Source organism: Halohasta salina (genome assembly GCF_024178165.1).
Taxonomy (GTDB): domain Archaea; phylum Halobacteriota; class Halobacteria; order Halobacteriales; family Haloferacaceae; genus Halohasta; species Halohasta salina.
In genome coordinates this window covers 224,785-239,857 of the sequence record NZ_JAMZIE010000001.1, presented here as the reverse complement: position 1 = coordinate 239,857, position 15,073 = coordinate 224,785, and the positions used below count along the sequence as shown (strand labels likewise).

Annotated in this window: 15 protein-coding genes; 7 read left to right on the top strand and 8 right to left on the bottom strand. The window is 67.3% G+C overall.

Annotation, left to right across the window (positions count from 1 at the left end):
- Window positions 1–150: 150 nt before the first annotated feature.
- The 3 genes from NKJ34_RS01155 (at window position 151) to NKJ34_RS01145 (ending at window position 3,222) form a co-directional block, all read left to right on the top strand.
- The gene (locus NKJ34_RS01155) at window positions 151–366 is read left to right on the top strand and encodes a DUF3311 domain-containing protein (protein ID WP_253736426.1); all 216 of its coding nucleotides are present in this window, start codon (window positions 151–153) and stop codon (window positions 364–366) included.
- Window positions 359–1,861 carry a sodium:solute symporter family protein gene (locus NKJ34_RS01150; RefSeq protein ID WP_253736425.1) on the top strand — a complete coding sequence of 501 codons (1,503 nt, stop codon included), beginning with the start codon at window positions 359–361 and terminating at the stop codon, window positions 1,859–1,861. The genes NKJ34_RS01155 and NKJ34_RS01150 overlap by 8 nt, the downstream gene beginning before the upstream one ends.
- A gap of 131 nt (window positions 1,862–1,992) precedes the next feature.
- Window positions 1,993–3,222, top strand: a complete 1,230-nt coding sequence (locus tag NKJ34_RS01145; RefSeq protein WP_253736424.1) for a hypothetical protein — start codon at window positions 1,993–1,995, stop codon at window positions 3,220–3,222.
- On the opposite strand, the gene NKJ34_RS01140 is transcribed toward NKJ34_RS01145, so the two are convergent.
- Window positions 3,223–3,762: a hypothetical protein gene (locus tag NKJ34_RS01140; RefSeq protein WP_253736423.1), complete on the bottom strand. Its 540-nt coding sequence runs from the start codon at window positions 3,760–3,762 to the stop codon at window positions 3,223–3,225.
- Window positions 3,763–3,868: 106 nt separating this feature from the next.
- Between NKJ34_RS01140 and NKJ34_RS01135 the strand changes: the two genes are divergently transcribed.
- Window positions 3,869–5,242 carry a cryptochrome/photolyase family protein gene (locus NKJ34_RS01135; protein ID WP_253736422.1) on the top strand — a complete coding sequence of 458 codons (1,374 nt, stop codon included), beginning with the start codon at window positions 3,869–3,871 and terminating at the stop codon, window positions 5,240–5,242.
- A gap of 2 nt (window positions 5,243–5,244) precedes the next feature.
- Here NKJ34_RS01135 and NKJ34_RS01130 read toward each other — a convergent pair whose 3' ends face one another.
- From NKJ34_RS01130 to NKJ34_RS01120, 3 genes are read right to left on the bottom strand one after another with little or no spacing between them, the layout of a single operon-like run.
- Entirely contained in the window at window positions 5,245–5,937 is a 693-nt protein-coding gene (locus tag NKJ34_RS01130) for a hypothetical protein (protein WP_253736421.1), read from the bottom strand.
- Window positions 5,938–5,976: 39 nt separating this feature from the next.
- Window positions 5,977–7,653, bottom strand: coding sequence for an ABC1 kinase family protein (locus NKJ34_RS01125; RefSeq protein ID WP_253736420.1), 1,677 nt, complete (start codon window positions 7,651–7,653; stop codon window positions 5,977–5,979).
- Window positions 7,654–8,016, bottom strand: coding sequence for an Hsp20/alpha crystallin family protein (locus tag NKJ34_RS01120; protein WP_253736419.1), 363 nt, complete (start codon window positions 8,014–8,016; stop codon window positions 7,654–7,656).
- Between the two features lie 131 nt (window positions 8,017–8,147).
- Between NKJ34_RS01120 and NKJ34_RS01115 the strand changes: the two genes are divergently transcribed.
- The 3 genes from NKJ34_RS01115 to NKJ34_RS01105 all read left to right on the top strand — a co-directional run bounded on the left by NKJ34_RS01115 (window position 8,148) and on the right by NKJ34_RS01105 (window position 11,673).
- On the top strand, window positions 8,148–9,371 hold the full coding sequence (locus tag NKJ34_RS01115; protein ID WP_253736418.1) for a molybdopterin molybdotransferase MoeA: 1,224 nt from the start codon (window positions 8,148–8,150) through the stop codon (window positions 9,369–9,371).
- A 40-nt stretch (window positions 9,372–9,411) separates the two neighbouring features.
- Entirely contained in the window at window positions 9,412–11,337 is a 1,926-nt protein-coding gene (locus NKJ34_RS01110; protein WP_425491740.1) for a molybdopterin biosynthesis protein, read from the top strand.
- A gap of 126 nt (window positions 11,338–11,463) precedes the next feature.
- Window positions 11,464–11,673 carry a hypothetical protein gene (locus NKJ34_RS01105; protein ID WP_253736416.1) on the top strand — a complete coding sequence of 70 codons (210 nt, stop codon included), beginning with the start codon at window positions 11,464–11,466 and terminating at the stop codon, window positions 11,671–11,673.
- A gap of 9 nt (window positions 11,674–11,682) precedes the next feature.
- On the opposite strand, the gene NKJ34_RS01100 is transcribed toward NKJ34_RS01105, so the two are convergent.
- The 4 genes from NKJ34_RS01100 to NKJ34_RS01085 form a co-directional block, all read right to left on the bottom strand.
- On the bottom strand, window positions 11,683–12,033 hold the full coding sequence (locus NKJ34_RS01100; protein ID WP_253736415.1) for a DUF8113 family protein: 351 nt from the start codon (window positions 12,031–12,033) through the stop codon (window positions 11,683–11,685).
- A gap of 42 nt (window positions 12,034–12,075) precedes the next feature.
- The gene (locus tag NKJ34_RS01095; RefSeq protein WP_253736414.1) at window positions 12,076–12,921 is read right to left on the bottom strand and encodes a Rieske (2Fe-2S) protein; all 846 of its coding nucleotides are present in this window, start codon (window positions 12,919–12,921) and stop codon (window positions 12,076–12,078) included.
- Between the two features lie 122 nt (window positions 12,922–13,043).
- The gene (locus tag NKJ34_RS01090) at window positions 13,044–14,180 is read right to left on the bottom strand and encodes a CBS domain-containing protein (protein WP_253736413.1); all 1,137 of its coding nucleotides are present in this window, start codon (window positions 14,178–14,180) and stop codon (window positions 13,044–13,046) included.
- A 90-nt stretch (window positions 14,181–14,270) separates the two neighbouring features.
- Window positions 14,271–14,960 carry a YqjF family protein gene (locus tag NKJ34_RS01085; protein ID WP_253736412.1) on the bottom strand — a complete coding sequence of 230 codons (690 nt, stop codon included), beginning with the start codon at window positions 14,958–14,960 and terminating at the stop codon, window positions 14,271–14,273.
- Window positions 14,961–15,073 lie beyond the last annotated feature (113 nt).

The following is a 15,073-nucleotide window of genomic DNA, read 5'->3' as shown; positions in this document are numbered from 1 at the left end:
CGCGGCAGTGGTGATACTGCTTATAAATACCACGGAAACAAATAGCTGTCGTCGGGCGTCGACGGCCCAAGTTGAAGAAATAATTCCTTCAATCAACTACTCCGAGTGTAATTAGTAATCTTTAGGTTCGGCTGTCGGCTAACTGTGGTAATGACCGGACGCCTTCGATCGCTGCTGTGGGTGGTGACTGCCTGTGTACTGGTCGTCCTTTCGGTCCCGTGGTTCCTGTGGGGCGACGCCCGGACGGCCGCCGGGGTGCCGATCTGGCTCTGGTGGCACATCGGCTGGATGGTACTCGCGAGCCTCGTGTTCTCGCTTTTCGCCCGTACCGACTGGGACCGATATATGGGGGTCGGCGATGTCTGAGCTGAGCCTCCAACTCGGGATCGTCGTCGGCTACCTCGTCGTCGCACTGGGGGTCGGACTCGTCGCCTACCGGCTGACCAGCAACGTCGCCGAGGACTACTATCTGGCCGATCGCTCGATCGGGACGTTGGTGTTGCTGTTTACGACCTTCGCCACGCTGCTGTCGGCGTTTACCTTCTTCGCCGGCCCGAACATCGCCTACGCGCAGGGTCCCGAGTGGATCCTCGTTATGGGGGTCATGGATGGGATCCTGTTCGCCATCCTGTGGTATCTCATCGGCTACAAACAGTGGCTCGTCGGCCGCAGACAGGGGTATGTGACCCTCTCGGAGATGTTGGGCGATCGCTTCGGGTCGACCGGACTCCGTGGACTGGTCGCAGCCATCAGCCTCTTTTGGCTGTTCCCCTACGTGATGCTCCAGCAGATGGGCGCGGGCGAGGCGCTGGCGGGGCTGACCGGCGGGGCACTGCCCTACTGGGCCGGCGCAGCGCTGATTACGGCGTTTATGATCCTCTATGTCGTGATCGCGGGGATGCGCGGTGTGGCGTGGACCGACACGATCCAGGGGCTGTTCATGCTGTCGGTGACCTGGATCGCCCTCGCCTGGGTCCTCGGCGCGGTCGGCGGCCCGGCGGCGGCGACCGACGCTCTCGGGTCGACCAACCCCGAGTTCCTCGCACTCGGCAGCGAGTTCTACACGCCCGCGTATATCATCTCGACGGCGGTGGTGATCGCCTTCGGCGTCACGATGTTCCCCCAGATCAACCAGCGGTTCTTCGTCGCGGGCTCCGACCGCGTGCTCAAGCGATCCTTTGCGCTCTGGCCGGTGCTCGTCCTCCTGCTGTTCGTTCCGACGTTCCTGCTGGGGACGTGGGCCGCCGGCCTCGGGATCGACGTCCCGGCGGGCGAGAACGTCCTCCCGGTCTTGCTCTCGGAGTACACTCCCGTCTGGTTCGCCGCGCTGGTCATCGCAGGCGCGCTGGCGGCGATGATGTCCTCGTCGGATTCGATGCTACTATCGGGCTCGTCGTATTTCATCCGGGACCTCTACCGCCCGTTCGTCGACCCGACGCTGAGCGAGGCCCGCGAGGCGTGGCTCGCCCGCGGCGGGGTGGCGATTTTTGCGACCGCGTCGTTCCTCGCCAGCCTCAGCCGGCCGGGAACGCTGATTGAGGTCGGAAGCACCGCCTTCGGCGGCTTCGCCCAGTTGACCCTGCCCGTGCTGGTCGCGCTCTACTGGCGTGGCACGACCCGAAACGGCATCCTCGCCGGCATTGCAGGGAGCCAACTGCTGTATCTCGCCCACGTATTCGTTCCCACGGTCCCGGTCGACATCGCGGGGTCGACGGTCCCGCTGTTCGCCAGAACCTACGCTGGCTGGGACGTCGCCCTCGCCGGGATGACACTCGGCGCGCTGCTGACCGTCAGCGTCTCGGCGCTGACGAGCCCGACCGCCGACGAGGACGACAGCCGACTCGTCGTCAGCGCAGATTAGACGCCGCCTACCGGCCGGTAGTCGTCGACTACCGACGGATCACTGCGACCGGTGGCCCCGAGTCGACACTCTCGGTCGGGGCCAACGATAGCTATTGGCAACGTCGTGGTAGCTATCGCCAGCTACTCGACATGAACCGCCGAGCGTTCCTTCGTACGATTCTCGGAGCCGGTAGTCTGCCGCTGGTCGCCGGCGTCAGTCGTGGATCGACCGTTGGTGAGTCGGCCGCAGACGGGTCGATGGTCCGGATCCGGCGCGGCCATCGGGTCGTCGATCAGGCCCGGTACGACGACGGCAGCCGGCCCGAGGAGTCACCCGACTACGAGATCGAGACGACAGCGATCAACGCCGCAACCGCCGCCGCAGTCGACGCCGGGCGCGGGCTGGTCGACGAACTTCGCGCCCACGTAGCCGATCTCGACACCGAGTTGTCCGTCGACGCCGACTCGGCCGCCAGCACGGCGGCCGACGTGGGAGCGGTGGGAATCAGTATCCAGTACGCCGACGATGGGCTGCGGCTGTTCGTCGACTGTCCCGAGGGGGTCGACACCGACCGGGTGGCCGCCGGCGTCGACTCGGTCGCGTCGGCGGTCCGGTCGGCGGCGGCCGATCGGCTTCCCGAGGGGCTTTCGGGGGTCGAAATTCGGGTTCGAGACCGACCCACTATCAGCCCGGAACGGGCGTGTGTCGACAGCATCGGACGGTTCGCCGACGCCCAGTACCGCTCGCAGGGGATCGCCATGGGGGCGGCCGTCCGGAGCGAAGCGCTCGGCGAGATCGCCTCGACGGGGTTCCGCGGGCTCCGGGCCGGCCGGGCGGTGGTGGTGACGACCGCCCACACCTTCCGGAGTCGGACGGTCGCCGACGCCGCCGACATCCGCGGCGATCGGCTCTACCAATCTCGACGGCCTCACGCCATCGGCCGGTGTCACGCCGTCGGCTGGCGCGACGACCCCGAAGTCGACGCCGCCGCTGCCGCGGTCGACACCGACACCTACCCGAGCCGGTATCTCGCCGAACCCGGCGGCGACAGCTACACCGAGCGGCCGATCGTGGGAACTGCAAGCTGGGAGCTGCTCGAAACCGCACTCGCCGAGGAGCGGCCGATCTACCGGCAGGGGGCGGTCACCGGTCGATGTGAGGGGACACTCACCGAACTCCGGACGTTCGACAACGGCTACCGCGAACTCGACGTCGACATTCACAGCGGCGGCGGCGACTCCGGAGGGCCCTACTTGCTGCCGACCGACGGGGGGTATCTCGTCGCGGGAGTCCACCTCGGCACCCGCGAAGACGGGCCGCTACGGCGGGCGGTGTTCGTCGGATCGGTGCTCGACAGCCTCGGGGTCGACATCTACTAGTTAGGGACAGTCGACGCCCTCGAAGGAGTCGGGCTCGGAGCCTTGGTCGACCGCCTGGGTCGCCCCCGAATCGAGCGTGACGAGCATCGCCCGCCCGCCGTAACCGTGGGTCCGGTCGTGGCCACGAACGACGACACAGTCGACGTCGCCCGGTACGTCGACCGTCTCGGAGCGTGTGAACGGGGCCGTCGAGTTGGCGTGAGCGAGGTCACGGCGGCCAAGTCGCGTCCCGTCGCGCCGCTCGATTTGCCACCAGTCGGCATAGCCGTCCTCGCCGTCGTCGTCGTGATAGAGTTCGACACTGAACTCGACGTCCTCGCCGTCGTCGGTCACCGTAACGTCGGTGACGTTGGCCTCCCGGAGGTCGAGGTCGTCGGCCTCGGTCGACGCCGCGTCATCGGGGGTCGACGAGTCGGCGTCAGTCGACGTCTCGCTGGCGGTCGACGAGTCGGTGTCGGCACAGCCGGCGAGTGGGCCCACCGCGACGAACCCGACGGCAGCGACGACGCGTCGGCGCGACCGGCCCACACGACGTGTCATACGGACCGCCACGGCCCCCACTCGGAAAAAGCTCGTCCGGTCGCTGATCCGGTTCGCACAGCCGCCGGAGCCGACCACTCATGACCCTCCGGCCCCACCGTACGGTATGCACCTCTTCTGGCACCGGCGGGATCTCAGGATTCCCGACAACCGGGGGCTTGCCCGGGCAGCGGCCGACGACACCACGCTTCCGGTAGCGGTCGTCGACCCCGACTTCCGCGAGCGACTCGGGACGCGACAGCGGGCGTTTCTACTGCGTGGCCTTCGACGGCTCAGGGCCCGCTACCGTGAGTTGGGTTCGGAGTTGCTCGTCCGCGAGGGCACGCCGGCCGCAGTGCTCGACGACATCGCCGCGAAGTACGACGCCGACCGCGTCTACTACAACCGTCACTATCGACCCCACCGCCGCGAGCGCCAGCGGCAAGTCGACGAGGCGCTGTCGACCGAGGCAGTGACCGATCTCACGCTGGTCGACCCCGCGGCGCTGGCGCCTCGGTATCCGAGCCACAGCCAGTTTTACAACGACTGGCAGGCCGTCGCAAAACCGACGCCCGCGGCGGCACCGGACAGCGAGGCCCTCGCCGAGGTGACCGACGACACCACGATTCCCGAAGTCGAGGCCGACATCGAGCTGCCCGAAGCGGGCCACGCCGCCGCAAGAGCGCGGTACGACCAGTTCCTCGCCGACGGGATCGAGACGTACAACGACACGCGCGACGAGATGGCCGCCGCGGTCGACCAGCCCGTCGGCGCGGTCTCGCGGCTCTCGCCCTATATTGCGGCCGGAATGATCGGGGTTCGTGAGCTGTGGGCCGACGCGACCGAGCGGTACGACGCCGCCAGCAGCGACAGCGAGCGGCGGAACATCGAGAAGTTCCGCTACGAACTCTCGTGGCGCGAGCAGAACTACCACCTGCTGTACAACAACCCGGCGCTCCCCACCGAGAACTACAAGGAGATCCCGAACCCCATCGCGTGGCGGAACGACCCCGAGGCGTTTGCGGCATGGAAACGCGGCGAGACGGGCTACCCGCTGGTCGACGCCGGGATGCGCCAACTCGATCAGGAAGGGTATATTCACAACCGCCCGCGGCAGAACGTCGCCTCGTTTCTGACCAAACACCTGCTGGTCGACTGGCGAGAGGGTGCCGACTACTTCGCCGAAAAACTGGTCGACCACGACCCGGCCAACAACAGCGCCAACTGGCAGTGGATCGCCTCTACGGGCACTGATACGGTCGACGTGCGCATCTTCGATCCGGTGGCGCAGATGGCGAAGTACGACGACGACGCGGTGTACGTCAAAGAGTACGTGCCGGAACTTCGTGGGGTGGCGGCGGGGAAGGTCGTCGACTGGCCGACCCTCTCGACTGCGGAGCGACAGGAGTTGGCACCTGAATACGACGAACCGATCGTCGACCGGAACGCGGCCTACGAGCGCGCCCAGCGCGTCTTCGAGGAGGCACTCGGCAAGCGGTGAGGTTAGAACAGGCCGACGAACGGCCGCAACAGCCGACCGAAGAGGCGACTGAGGCCGCCGGCAGCCAGTCGACCGACGCCGCTGGTTCCTACCTTCCGGTCGTCCAGCGCGTACCGCGGCTCGTCGGCAGCGGGGTCGATCGGATAGATCGTGTCGTCACGGCTCCCGAGCTCGATCGCCTCGTGGACCCGTGAGACGGTAAGATCGCAGTCGACGGCGAGTTCCTCGACGGTCTTGGGCTCCTCGGCGAGCGACCGCGCAACGAGTTGGATGTGCTGCAGGACGACCATCGCCTCGCCGGAATCGAGATCGTCGACGGCCTCGGGGTCGGCGAACTGTCGCCCCTCGACGAAATCGGCGCGGGCGTCCAACACCACCCAGAGACTCCCGACGATCGCGACCGCCGGCAGCCACAGCGTGCGATCGGCGGGTGGGGTTTCGAACTCGCCGTAGAGCCAGACGCTGCTAGCCATCAGCAGGACCCCGCTCAACCCGACTTTTACCCAGCGCTCGTCGACGTCCGGATGGGTGTCGAGGACGTCGACGGCCTCGGTCACGACCACGGCTGTGAGGAGTCCGGCGAGGAGCGCGAGGTTCCGCGTGACCGCGTAGATCCCGCCGAAGACGAGCAGCCAGACGACCACCGTAGTCGGATCGAGCCGTCGGTCGACGAACCGGCGAACGCCCCGCATCATGCGTCTGCAAACCGAGCGCCGAACTAATAAAACCGGCCGTCAGTCGTCGCCGCGACGCTCCCGGAGGCTCTGCCGGGTGAACTGCGGCCGGGCGCGAAGCCCGCGAGGCTCCTTGAACGACCGGTAGAGGAAAAACACCATCGGCACCGTCAGTCCGAGGATCGCAAGCGAGATCCGCCACTCGTTTGTGAACGCGTAGATGATCGACGCCGACAGCAGCCCGACGGCGACGATGATCGAGTAGGAGATCCGCTTGGCGAGCTTGTCCAGCACGTGGTTTTCGTCGTCGATCTGAACGTTGACCGTGAGGTTCTCCCGTTCGACCGTATCGAGGACGCGTTCGAGCTTCGGCGGCACGGTAAACAGCGCTTGAGCAGTGCGTTGGACCTGCTGGCCGCCCTCTTCGAACAGCCGCTTGGCCGTCTCCTCGCGGTAGCCCTCCTCCGAGAGGTAGTCGGTGGCCACCGAGATGAAGTCGAAATCCTCATCGAGGGTGACACAGACTCCCTCGACGACCGTCGCCACCCGTAACACGAGCGCGAGGTTCCGGGGGAGTCGGAGCGGGAACTCGTAGATCGTCGACTCGACCTGCTCGATGATCTGGTTGACCCGGTACTGCTCGATATCGTCGCCGCGAGCGTCGGCGATCGCGAGTTCCATCACGTCGCCCATTACCTGTCGGTCGGCCGTGGGGCTGAGTGTCCCCATGTCGACCAGCGTATCGAGGATGGCGTCGATATCTTGGTTGGCGACGGCGATATAGAAGTCGACGATCTTCTCCTGGATGAAGGGGTCGACCGTGCTGGACATCCCGAAGTCGTAGAAGATGATCGTCCCGTCCTCCGCGACCGCCAGATTGCCGGGGTGGGGGTCGGCGTGAAAGACGCCGTCCTGAATGATCATCTGGAGGTAGATCCGCTGGAGTTTGGTCGCCAGTTCGGTGCGGTCGATCCCCAACTCGTCGAGGGTCTCGATGTCGGTGATCTTGGTGCCCGGCAGGTACTCCATCGTCAGGACCCGTGGCCCGCAGGCGTCGTCGACCGGTTGGGGGATCTGGATGTCGCGATTCTCGCCGAAGTTGCCGCGGATCTCTTCGAGGATGTCACGCTCGCGGCTGTAATCCATCTCCTGACGGATCGTCTTGGCGAACTCCTCGGTGAGGTTGTCCAGCGAGAAGGCTCGGCCCTCCCCGAGGAACCGCACGAGGATCGGCACCGACCAGCGCAGCACCCGGAGGTCGGCCTCGACCAGCGACTCGATGTTGGGGCGACGGATCTTGACCGCTACTTGCTCGCCCTCGTAGACCGCGAGATACACCTGCCCGAGGCTCGCCCCGCTGATCGGCTCGGTGTCGAACTCGTCGAAGACCTCCTCGACCGGCCCGAGTTCGGCCTCAATGACTTGTTTCGACTCGGCCCACGGGGCCGGCGGCACGTCGTCCTGCAGGCTCGACAGCACGTCGATGTAGGCCTTCGGGAGGATGTCGGGACGGGTCGACAGCAGTTGGCCGAGCTTGATGAACGTCGGACCCAGCGTGAGCAGGGTATCCAGCAGGACCTCGGCGCGTTCGAGTTGGGTCTCGGTGGTGACGCGTCTCGACCGACCGAACACGAGGAACCGCTTGCGGTCCCGAAGGTAGGCGAACAACAGCGGCGAAAAGCGATAAAAGACGACGACGAATCGCCAGTAGGCGCGGAGAGAGACCAGAGTGACCACCTACTCCGCGGCGTCGTCGATCGGGATGGGTTGCCCGGACCCGTCGTCGGTTTTCGGCAGCGTGATCTCGAGGACGCCGCGGTCGACCGCGGCACGCGCGTCGTCGCCGTCGGCTTCCGGGGGGATCGGGAGCTCGGCGTCGAGGAACAGCGGTCGGTCCTCCCGGACGTAGCGGAACGCCTCGGGGGTATCCTTCTCCCGGCGAGCCTCGATGGTCAGCCGGCTCCCGTCGACGAAGATGTCGGCGGTGTCAGCGGTCACGCCCGGCACGTCGAGCACGAGCCGGTAGGCGTCGTCCGATTCCAACAGGTCCGCGAACACCGCATCGGGGAGCTCCCGAAGCGCATCACGCAGTGGAGACATACTCAAACGTATGAACGCGAGGTCGAAAAACCCCGCGGTCGGTCGCGGGCAATGGACGGCCGTGGCGGGCAGCGACCGGCCGCGGTGGCGATACCGCGCGGGCTTATGGGTCCGGCGACGAAACGGAGGGTATGGCAGACGAGAGACGACACTCCGGGTTCAAGGATCGAACTCGGCTGTCGACCGCCCGACAGCGACTTCTGGAGACGGTCGCTCCCCACGACCGAACCGAGCAGCTCCCGCTTCGGATGGCCGACGGCCGCGCCGTTGGGACCACCGTTACCGCCGACGATCCCGTACCGGGCTACGATCGGGCGGCGATGGACGGCTACGCCGTTCGGGCCGCAGACACCTTCGGGGCCGACAGACACGCCCCGGCGCTGCTGGAACCCGTCCCCCGGACCGCAGGAGTCGACCCCGGCGCTGCCAGCCGGGTCCACACCGGCAGCGAACTCCCCGACGGGGCCGACGCGGTCGTCAAAATCGAGCAGGTCGACGACAAGGCCGAACAGGTCGCGGTCAGACAGCCGGTCGCCGCCGGCGAGAACGTCGGCGAGACCGGCGAAGACGTCGCCGCGGGCCAGCCGCTCTACGAGCCGGGCCACCGGTTGCGGCCCTCGGATCTCGGCCTGCTGCGGTCGGTCGGCCGCTGGGAGGTCGAGGTATACGAGCAGCCGACCGTCGGCGTGATCCCGACCGGCGAGGAACTCGTCGAGGCCGACCCCGAGCCGGGGGAAGTCATCGAGACCAACGGGCTGACCGTCGCCCGGCAGGTCACCCGCTGGGGTGGCGAGGCGACCTACCGGAACATCGTCACCGACGACGAGTCGGCGCTCCGGGCAGCGATCCAGCGGGACCTCACCAAGGACATCATCGTCACGACCGGCGGTTCGTCGGTCGGCCAGCGGGACCTGCTACCGGAGGTAATCGACGACCTCGGGGAGCTGCTGGTCCACGGTGTCGGTATCAAACCCGGCCACCCGGTCGGGTTCGGCGTCGTCGAGTCGACGCCGGTGATCATGCTGCCGGGGTATCCCGTCTCCTGTCTGGTCGGGGCGGTCCAACTGCTCCGGCCGGCACTCAAACGGATGGGCCACCTCCCGATCGACCCCCTGCCGAGTCGGGCGGCGACCCTCGCACGGAAGCTCCCCAGCGAGCCCGGCACCCGGACGTTCGCCCGCGTCGCAGTCGACCACGAGGACGGCGAACTCATCGCCACCCCGACCCGGACCGGCGGGGCCGGGGTGTTATCCAGCGTCGCGCTGACCGACGGCTGGGTCGTCGTCCCCGAGGACCGGGAGGGGTACGCCGCCGGCGACCGCGTCGCAGTGGAAGACTGGGAGGCGAAGTCATGAGCCTCCGGACATGGGGAGGCAAAGTCATGAGCCTCCGGAGATGGGAGGCGAAGCCATGAGCCGCAAGGAGTTCCGCACGCTGGCCGACCCGGAGGAGGTTCGGGCAGCGATCGACGGGCTCGCACTCGGCGGCGGCACCGAGACGGTCGACCTCCGGGCGGCCCGCGGCCGGGTGCTTGCCGAGCGCGTCGACGCGGAGGTCGACGTGCCGGGGTTCGACCGGGCGTCGATGGACGGCTATGCCGTCCGGGCCCGCGATACGTTCGGGGCGGGCGAGGCGGCCCCCGAGCGGCTGGCGCTGGCCGGCGCGGTCCACGCCGGCGAGGCTCCCACGGTGACCGTCGACCCCGGCGAGTGCGCCGAGGTCTCGACGGGCGCAGTCCTCCCCGAGGGGGCCGACGCGGTGGTGGTCGTCGAGCGGACCGAAGAGATCGAGGTCGACGACGGGACGACGATCGAGATCCGCGATGCGGTCGCCCCGGGCGACAACGTGATGACCGCGGGAGCCGACATCGCCGCCGGCTCGCGGGCCCTCGGTGCGGGCCGCCGGCTGACGCCCCGGGAGATCGGGCTGCTGTCGGCGCTCGGCGTCGACGCGGTGCCGGTGCGGGCCGCCCCGAGGGTCGGGATCGTCTCGACGGGCGAGGAACTCGTTCGGCCGGGCGAAGACCTCGACAGCAGCCGCGGGGAGATCTACGACGTCAACAGCAACAGTATCGCCGCGGGCGTCGAGGCCGCCGGCGGCGAACCGGTCGTCTACCCCCACGCCGGTGACGACTACGAGGAGTTGGAACGGCTGCTCCGCACGGCCGCCGAGGAGTGTGATCTGGTGGTCTCCTCGGGGTCGACCTCTGCGAGCGCGGTCGACGTGATCTACGAGGTGATCGAAGACAGGGGTGAGCTGCTGTGCCACGGGGTGTCGGTCAAACCCGGCAAACCGATGCTCGTCGGCCGGCTCAACCGCGCCGACGGCGGGCAGTCGGCCTACATCGGGCTGCCGGGCTACCCGGTCTCGGCGCTGACGATCTTCCGGATGTTCGTCGCGCCGGCGATCCGCGAGGCCGCCGGCCGCCCCGAGCCCGCGAGCGCCACCATCGACGGCGAGTTGGCCGTCGAGGCCCGCTCGGAGAGCGGACGGCTCCGGCTGCTTGCAGTCGGGGTCGCCGACGCTGGCGAACGCCGGCTCGTCTACCCGGTCGACAAGGGATCGGGGGCGACCACCAGCCTCGTCGCCGCCGACGGCGTGGTCCCGATCGACCCGGATACCGACTACCTGTCTGCCGGCGAGTCGGTAACCGTCCGGCTGTTCTCGGCGGACGTCAGCCCCCCGTCGCTGCTGGGGATCGGCGAGGACGACCCCGCCGTCGACCGACTCCTCGATGCCCTCGACACGCCGCGGTACCTCCCCTACGGCAGCCGGGCAGGGCTGGCGCGGCTCCGCGATGGATTGCCGGATTTCGCGGTCGTCGCCGGCCCAGCCGACGACGTCGATGCCGTCTCTGTCGCCCGGTGGCACCGCGAGTGGGGGCTGGTCGTCCCCGCCGGCAACCCCGCCGACGTCTCGGGGCTCGCCGACCTCGTCGACCGCGACCTCCGGCTCGTCAACCGCGGGACGGCCTCGGGACTCCGGACGAGCCTCTCGAATGCGGTCGCGGCGCTGGCCGACGATCGGGGCGTCTCCCGACACGACATCGTCGAGGCGATCGCGGGCTTCGAATCGGCGGTCGATGCGGTCGAGACCCCGGCCCGCCGGGTCGACGACGACCGGGGTGACGCCGGTCTCGGCCTCCGGTCGACGGCCGAACGGCTCGGCATGGAGTTCGTCCCGCTGGGCGAGCAGCCGGTCGAGCTGCTGGTCGCTTCCGACCGACTGGAACGATCAGCCGTCGACGAACTCCGAGAGGCCGCCGCGAAGCTACCGGACCGCTGTCGATCGGTCCCCGGCTACCGGTTCGGCGGCGAGTAGGCAGCCCATACCCGTCGGTAGCCACCGAATACGAACTGCCGGCCGATCGGTAGTCACTGGATACAATCGTCGGCTAGCCAGTAGCTCCGATATAACAACGACCGCGGTAGGGAGACTTGCGGGGAAATGAACCGGTATGTGGTTCGGGATACCGTGGTTTTCCTGACGCTGTGTCTCGGTGGGGTCGCCGGACTCTCGGCGATAGCGGTCGTCATCCGGTCGACCCAGTTGAACCGGTTGCTGGTGGACATCCAACTGGCGGTGGTCTGGACGACCGGCCTCGTTGGTCTCGGGCTGCTGTGGCGGTATCGGTCGGCCGGCGACGCCGATAGCTGACCGGTGGCCTCAGCCGTCGGCGTCGCTGCCGTCGGATGATCCGGTCGAGGCCTCCTCGTCGCCCACGTCGGCAGGCGGGTCGACCGGGAGCGATTCGAGTTGGGCGGCGACGGCGGCGGCGTCGGCGGCGACCGTCTCGTAGTCGGCACCGGCCTCGGCAGCGACCGCGCGGATGTGGGTCGCCAACAGCGAGATCGCCAGCAGTTCCGCCTCCGACTCGCCGCCCGTTCGACGGGAGGCGACGGTGTCGACCGTCCGATCATCGTGGATAACGCCGACGTGGACGGCAGTGAGATCGTCGGCGTCGAGCAGGCTCCGGGCGCGGTCGAGTTCCGTCTCGAATCCGGTTGAATCGGCCATGGGGCTACTCGGGGTAGCAGAATCAAAAAGCCGAGGGGGAACCTACTCCGTGCGCGGCCGAGCGATATAAAGCGCACTCACGATCGAGAAGGGGTCGTACACCGACTGGTGACACTGGCAGTAGACGTCGTTGGCGGCGTCGTACTTTGGCGCGTCACCGGCCGTCTTGTAGCTCGGCACACAGCAGAAGTGGGTACACTTGTTGAGCCACGCAATGACACCCTGATCGGTGCTGGCCTGCAGCCACTCGTTGTCTTGGGCTGCCTCTTCGATGGTTTCGGATCGGAGGAGCATCACCGGCAGTGGGTTCTCGGAGTCCTCCGAGCGCCAGATCGCCTGCCCGGGCTTGCCGACGCCGGGATCGCCGATCCCGCTTTCGGCGTCCCACTCGGTGTAGTCGTCGAACTCCGAGATGTTGAACCGGTCGCCCTCGGATTTGTCCGCCTGCCACTCGTAGCCCGCACCCGGATCAGTGACGAAGTAGTTGTCCGAATCGTGGCCCGGATCGAGCCCGTTGTTCGACTCCAGCCCGCAGTACTGGAACCACTCCTGAGAGTAGGTGACATCGCCGGGCATATCCTGACGAGCGATTTCGACTTCGACACCTTCGACCGTTTCGGTCTGGATTTCTGGCCAGATGCCCTTGATGAACCCCTCGTCGTCGATCTCGATCGGGATCTGCGGCATTCCGCGCGGCGCGGGACCGTCGGTACGCTCGATCACCATCGCTTCGACCGGGCCCCCACCCGCGCCGGAGGAGGTCGTCAGTGTGTTGATGCTCACTGCGCCGGTTGCGCCCACACCGGCGAGTGCCGCTCCACCGACAACCCCCTTGACGAACCGTCGCCGCCCGGACTCCGCGGGATACTTGTCCTCGTCTGCGCTCATAGAGCCGTATTGACTGTCTGTAGTCAAAAACATGACGAAGTGGACGGTTCACACACGTAACCGGTGGAAATTCCGAACGACGAGAAACGAAAGGTGTCGGCGAGAAGGACTGCCGAGGCCGGCTAGATCTCGTTGAGCTTCCGGAGGAGCTGGCCGCGGTACTCCTTGTCGGCGTTGATCCCTTTCAGTTCGAGGACGTTGCGTTCGAGCTTGTCGAGGGCGACGTGGAAGGCGTGGTTCGCGCCGTACCCCTCGCCCGAGCCCGCGAGCTGGCCGTGGCTGGTCCGCAGCCGGATCTGGGCCTGAATCAGCGGGGTGCCGCGGAGCTTCTCTTTGTGTTCGTGGAACCGAACGTGGGCGTGCATCACGTTCATCTCCTGGTATTTGTCGACCACCTGCGTGATCGAGTCGACGATCTCCTGCCGCGAGATGGTATCCAGCAGTTCGACGTTGGTGATCTGGACGTCCATCGTCTCCTCTTCGGTGAACGTCAGCGCACGCATGACGTCGGTTTTGGTGACGATCCCCTCGATGCCGCCGTCGTCGCCGGCGACGACCAGCCCGGAGACGTCGTTGTCGAACATGCGCTCGACGGCCGTCCGGACGCTTTCGTCGGGGTTGGCGGTGAGGACCGGACTCGACATCAGGTTCTCGACGGGGAGATCGAGCATGCGGTCGTTGTCGCCGCTTCGGTCACCTTTGTGTTGGCGCTCGTGGTCCCGGACGACGAAGTCGACGATGTCGTGGGTCGTGAGTACGCCGTCGAGTCGCCCGTCGGCGTCGACCACCGGCAGCCGCGAGATGCCGTGTTCCCGGAGCCGGTTGATCGCCTGACCGACGCTGGATTTCGCCGAGACACTGACGACGTCTTCGGTGTACAGCTGGTCGACGACCAGCGCATCGAGGTTCTCGATGACCGCCTGCAGGATGGCGTCGGTCGTGATGATCCCCGCCAGCGTCTCCCCGCGGAAGACGGGGGCGATCCGGACGTCACCCTCGACCAGCAGCCGGGCGACCTCCCGGACGTCCTCGTGGTTGTCGACCCGCGGGGCGGAGGTCATCAGGACGCTCGCTTTGGTGTCGTCCTGGATCCGGGATTTCACCAGCTCCGACTCCCCGATAACGCCCTCGTAGTCACCGTCGTCGGTAACGATGACCCCACGTGGGTTCTCCTCCTCGAACCGTGCCCGCACCTTCGCAAGCCGTTCGTCGACGCCGACTTCGACGAACTCAGTCATAACAATATCAGTGATATCCATAGTCCAACGTGTGTGTACACCACCGGGGGTATTGAACGTTGTTGCACCGCTACACGGCGGTCGAATCCGGCCGCATCCCCGCCGTACGGCTTACTGTCGCCGGCTCCGGGAGGCGGCTACATCGACGCCGGGGCTGTAGTAGTACACCGGTTCGGCGTCGGGTTCGGCGAAGCCGTTGGCTTCCAGCAGCGTGTTGGTCTCGACGTCGGCCGCGGCGGGATAGAGCGTCCACGGCTCGTGGTCGACGTCGCTGTACCGGATCGAGCCATCGGGAGCCTGCGTGTAGAACCGGTAGCGTTCGACGAGGAACTCGCCGAAGGGGTCTTCGGGAGCCGCAAACGGCTCGCCGGTCGGCCAGTAGCGCGCCGCGTAGCCCGCCGGCCGGTCGCCGGGATGGAGTCGCCGGCTCCGGAAGTCGACCCGACCGTCGGCCCACTCTAAGGAGATCCGGGCGTAGTAGTACGGGAGATGCTGGAACAGCCGCGCACCGAGCACGCTGACGACCCCCTGTGCGTCGAGACTGAAGAAGTAGACGCTGGGGACGCCGTCGCGGGTGACGTACGTCCGGAGGTTGAGTTCGGGTAGCCGGATGCCGAGCTGCCGGGGAAATCCTTTCGGGCGGACCGCCACGTTCGTGAAGGGGACGACCGAGAGCCACGCCGCCCCGTCGTAGGTGTCGGGCTCCAACCCCGCAGGGAGGTGGGCGTCTACCACCTCGGGGTCGACCGGCCAGTTTTCGAACAACAGCTGCCGCCACCCCATCTCCAACGGAACGACCATACTGAACGTACGGATGCCGGACAAAAAGCGGTTGTGTTCGCCGGCGTGATCCCCGAAATCGGCCCCGCTGGAAACGGCAAACCGATACCCAGAGCGCTGTGTCGACGCTCCGC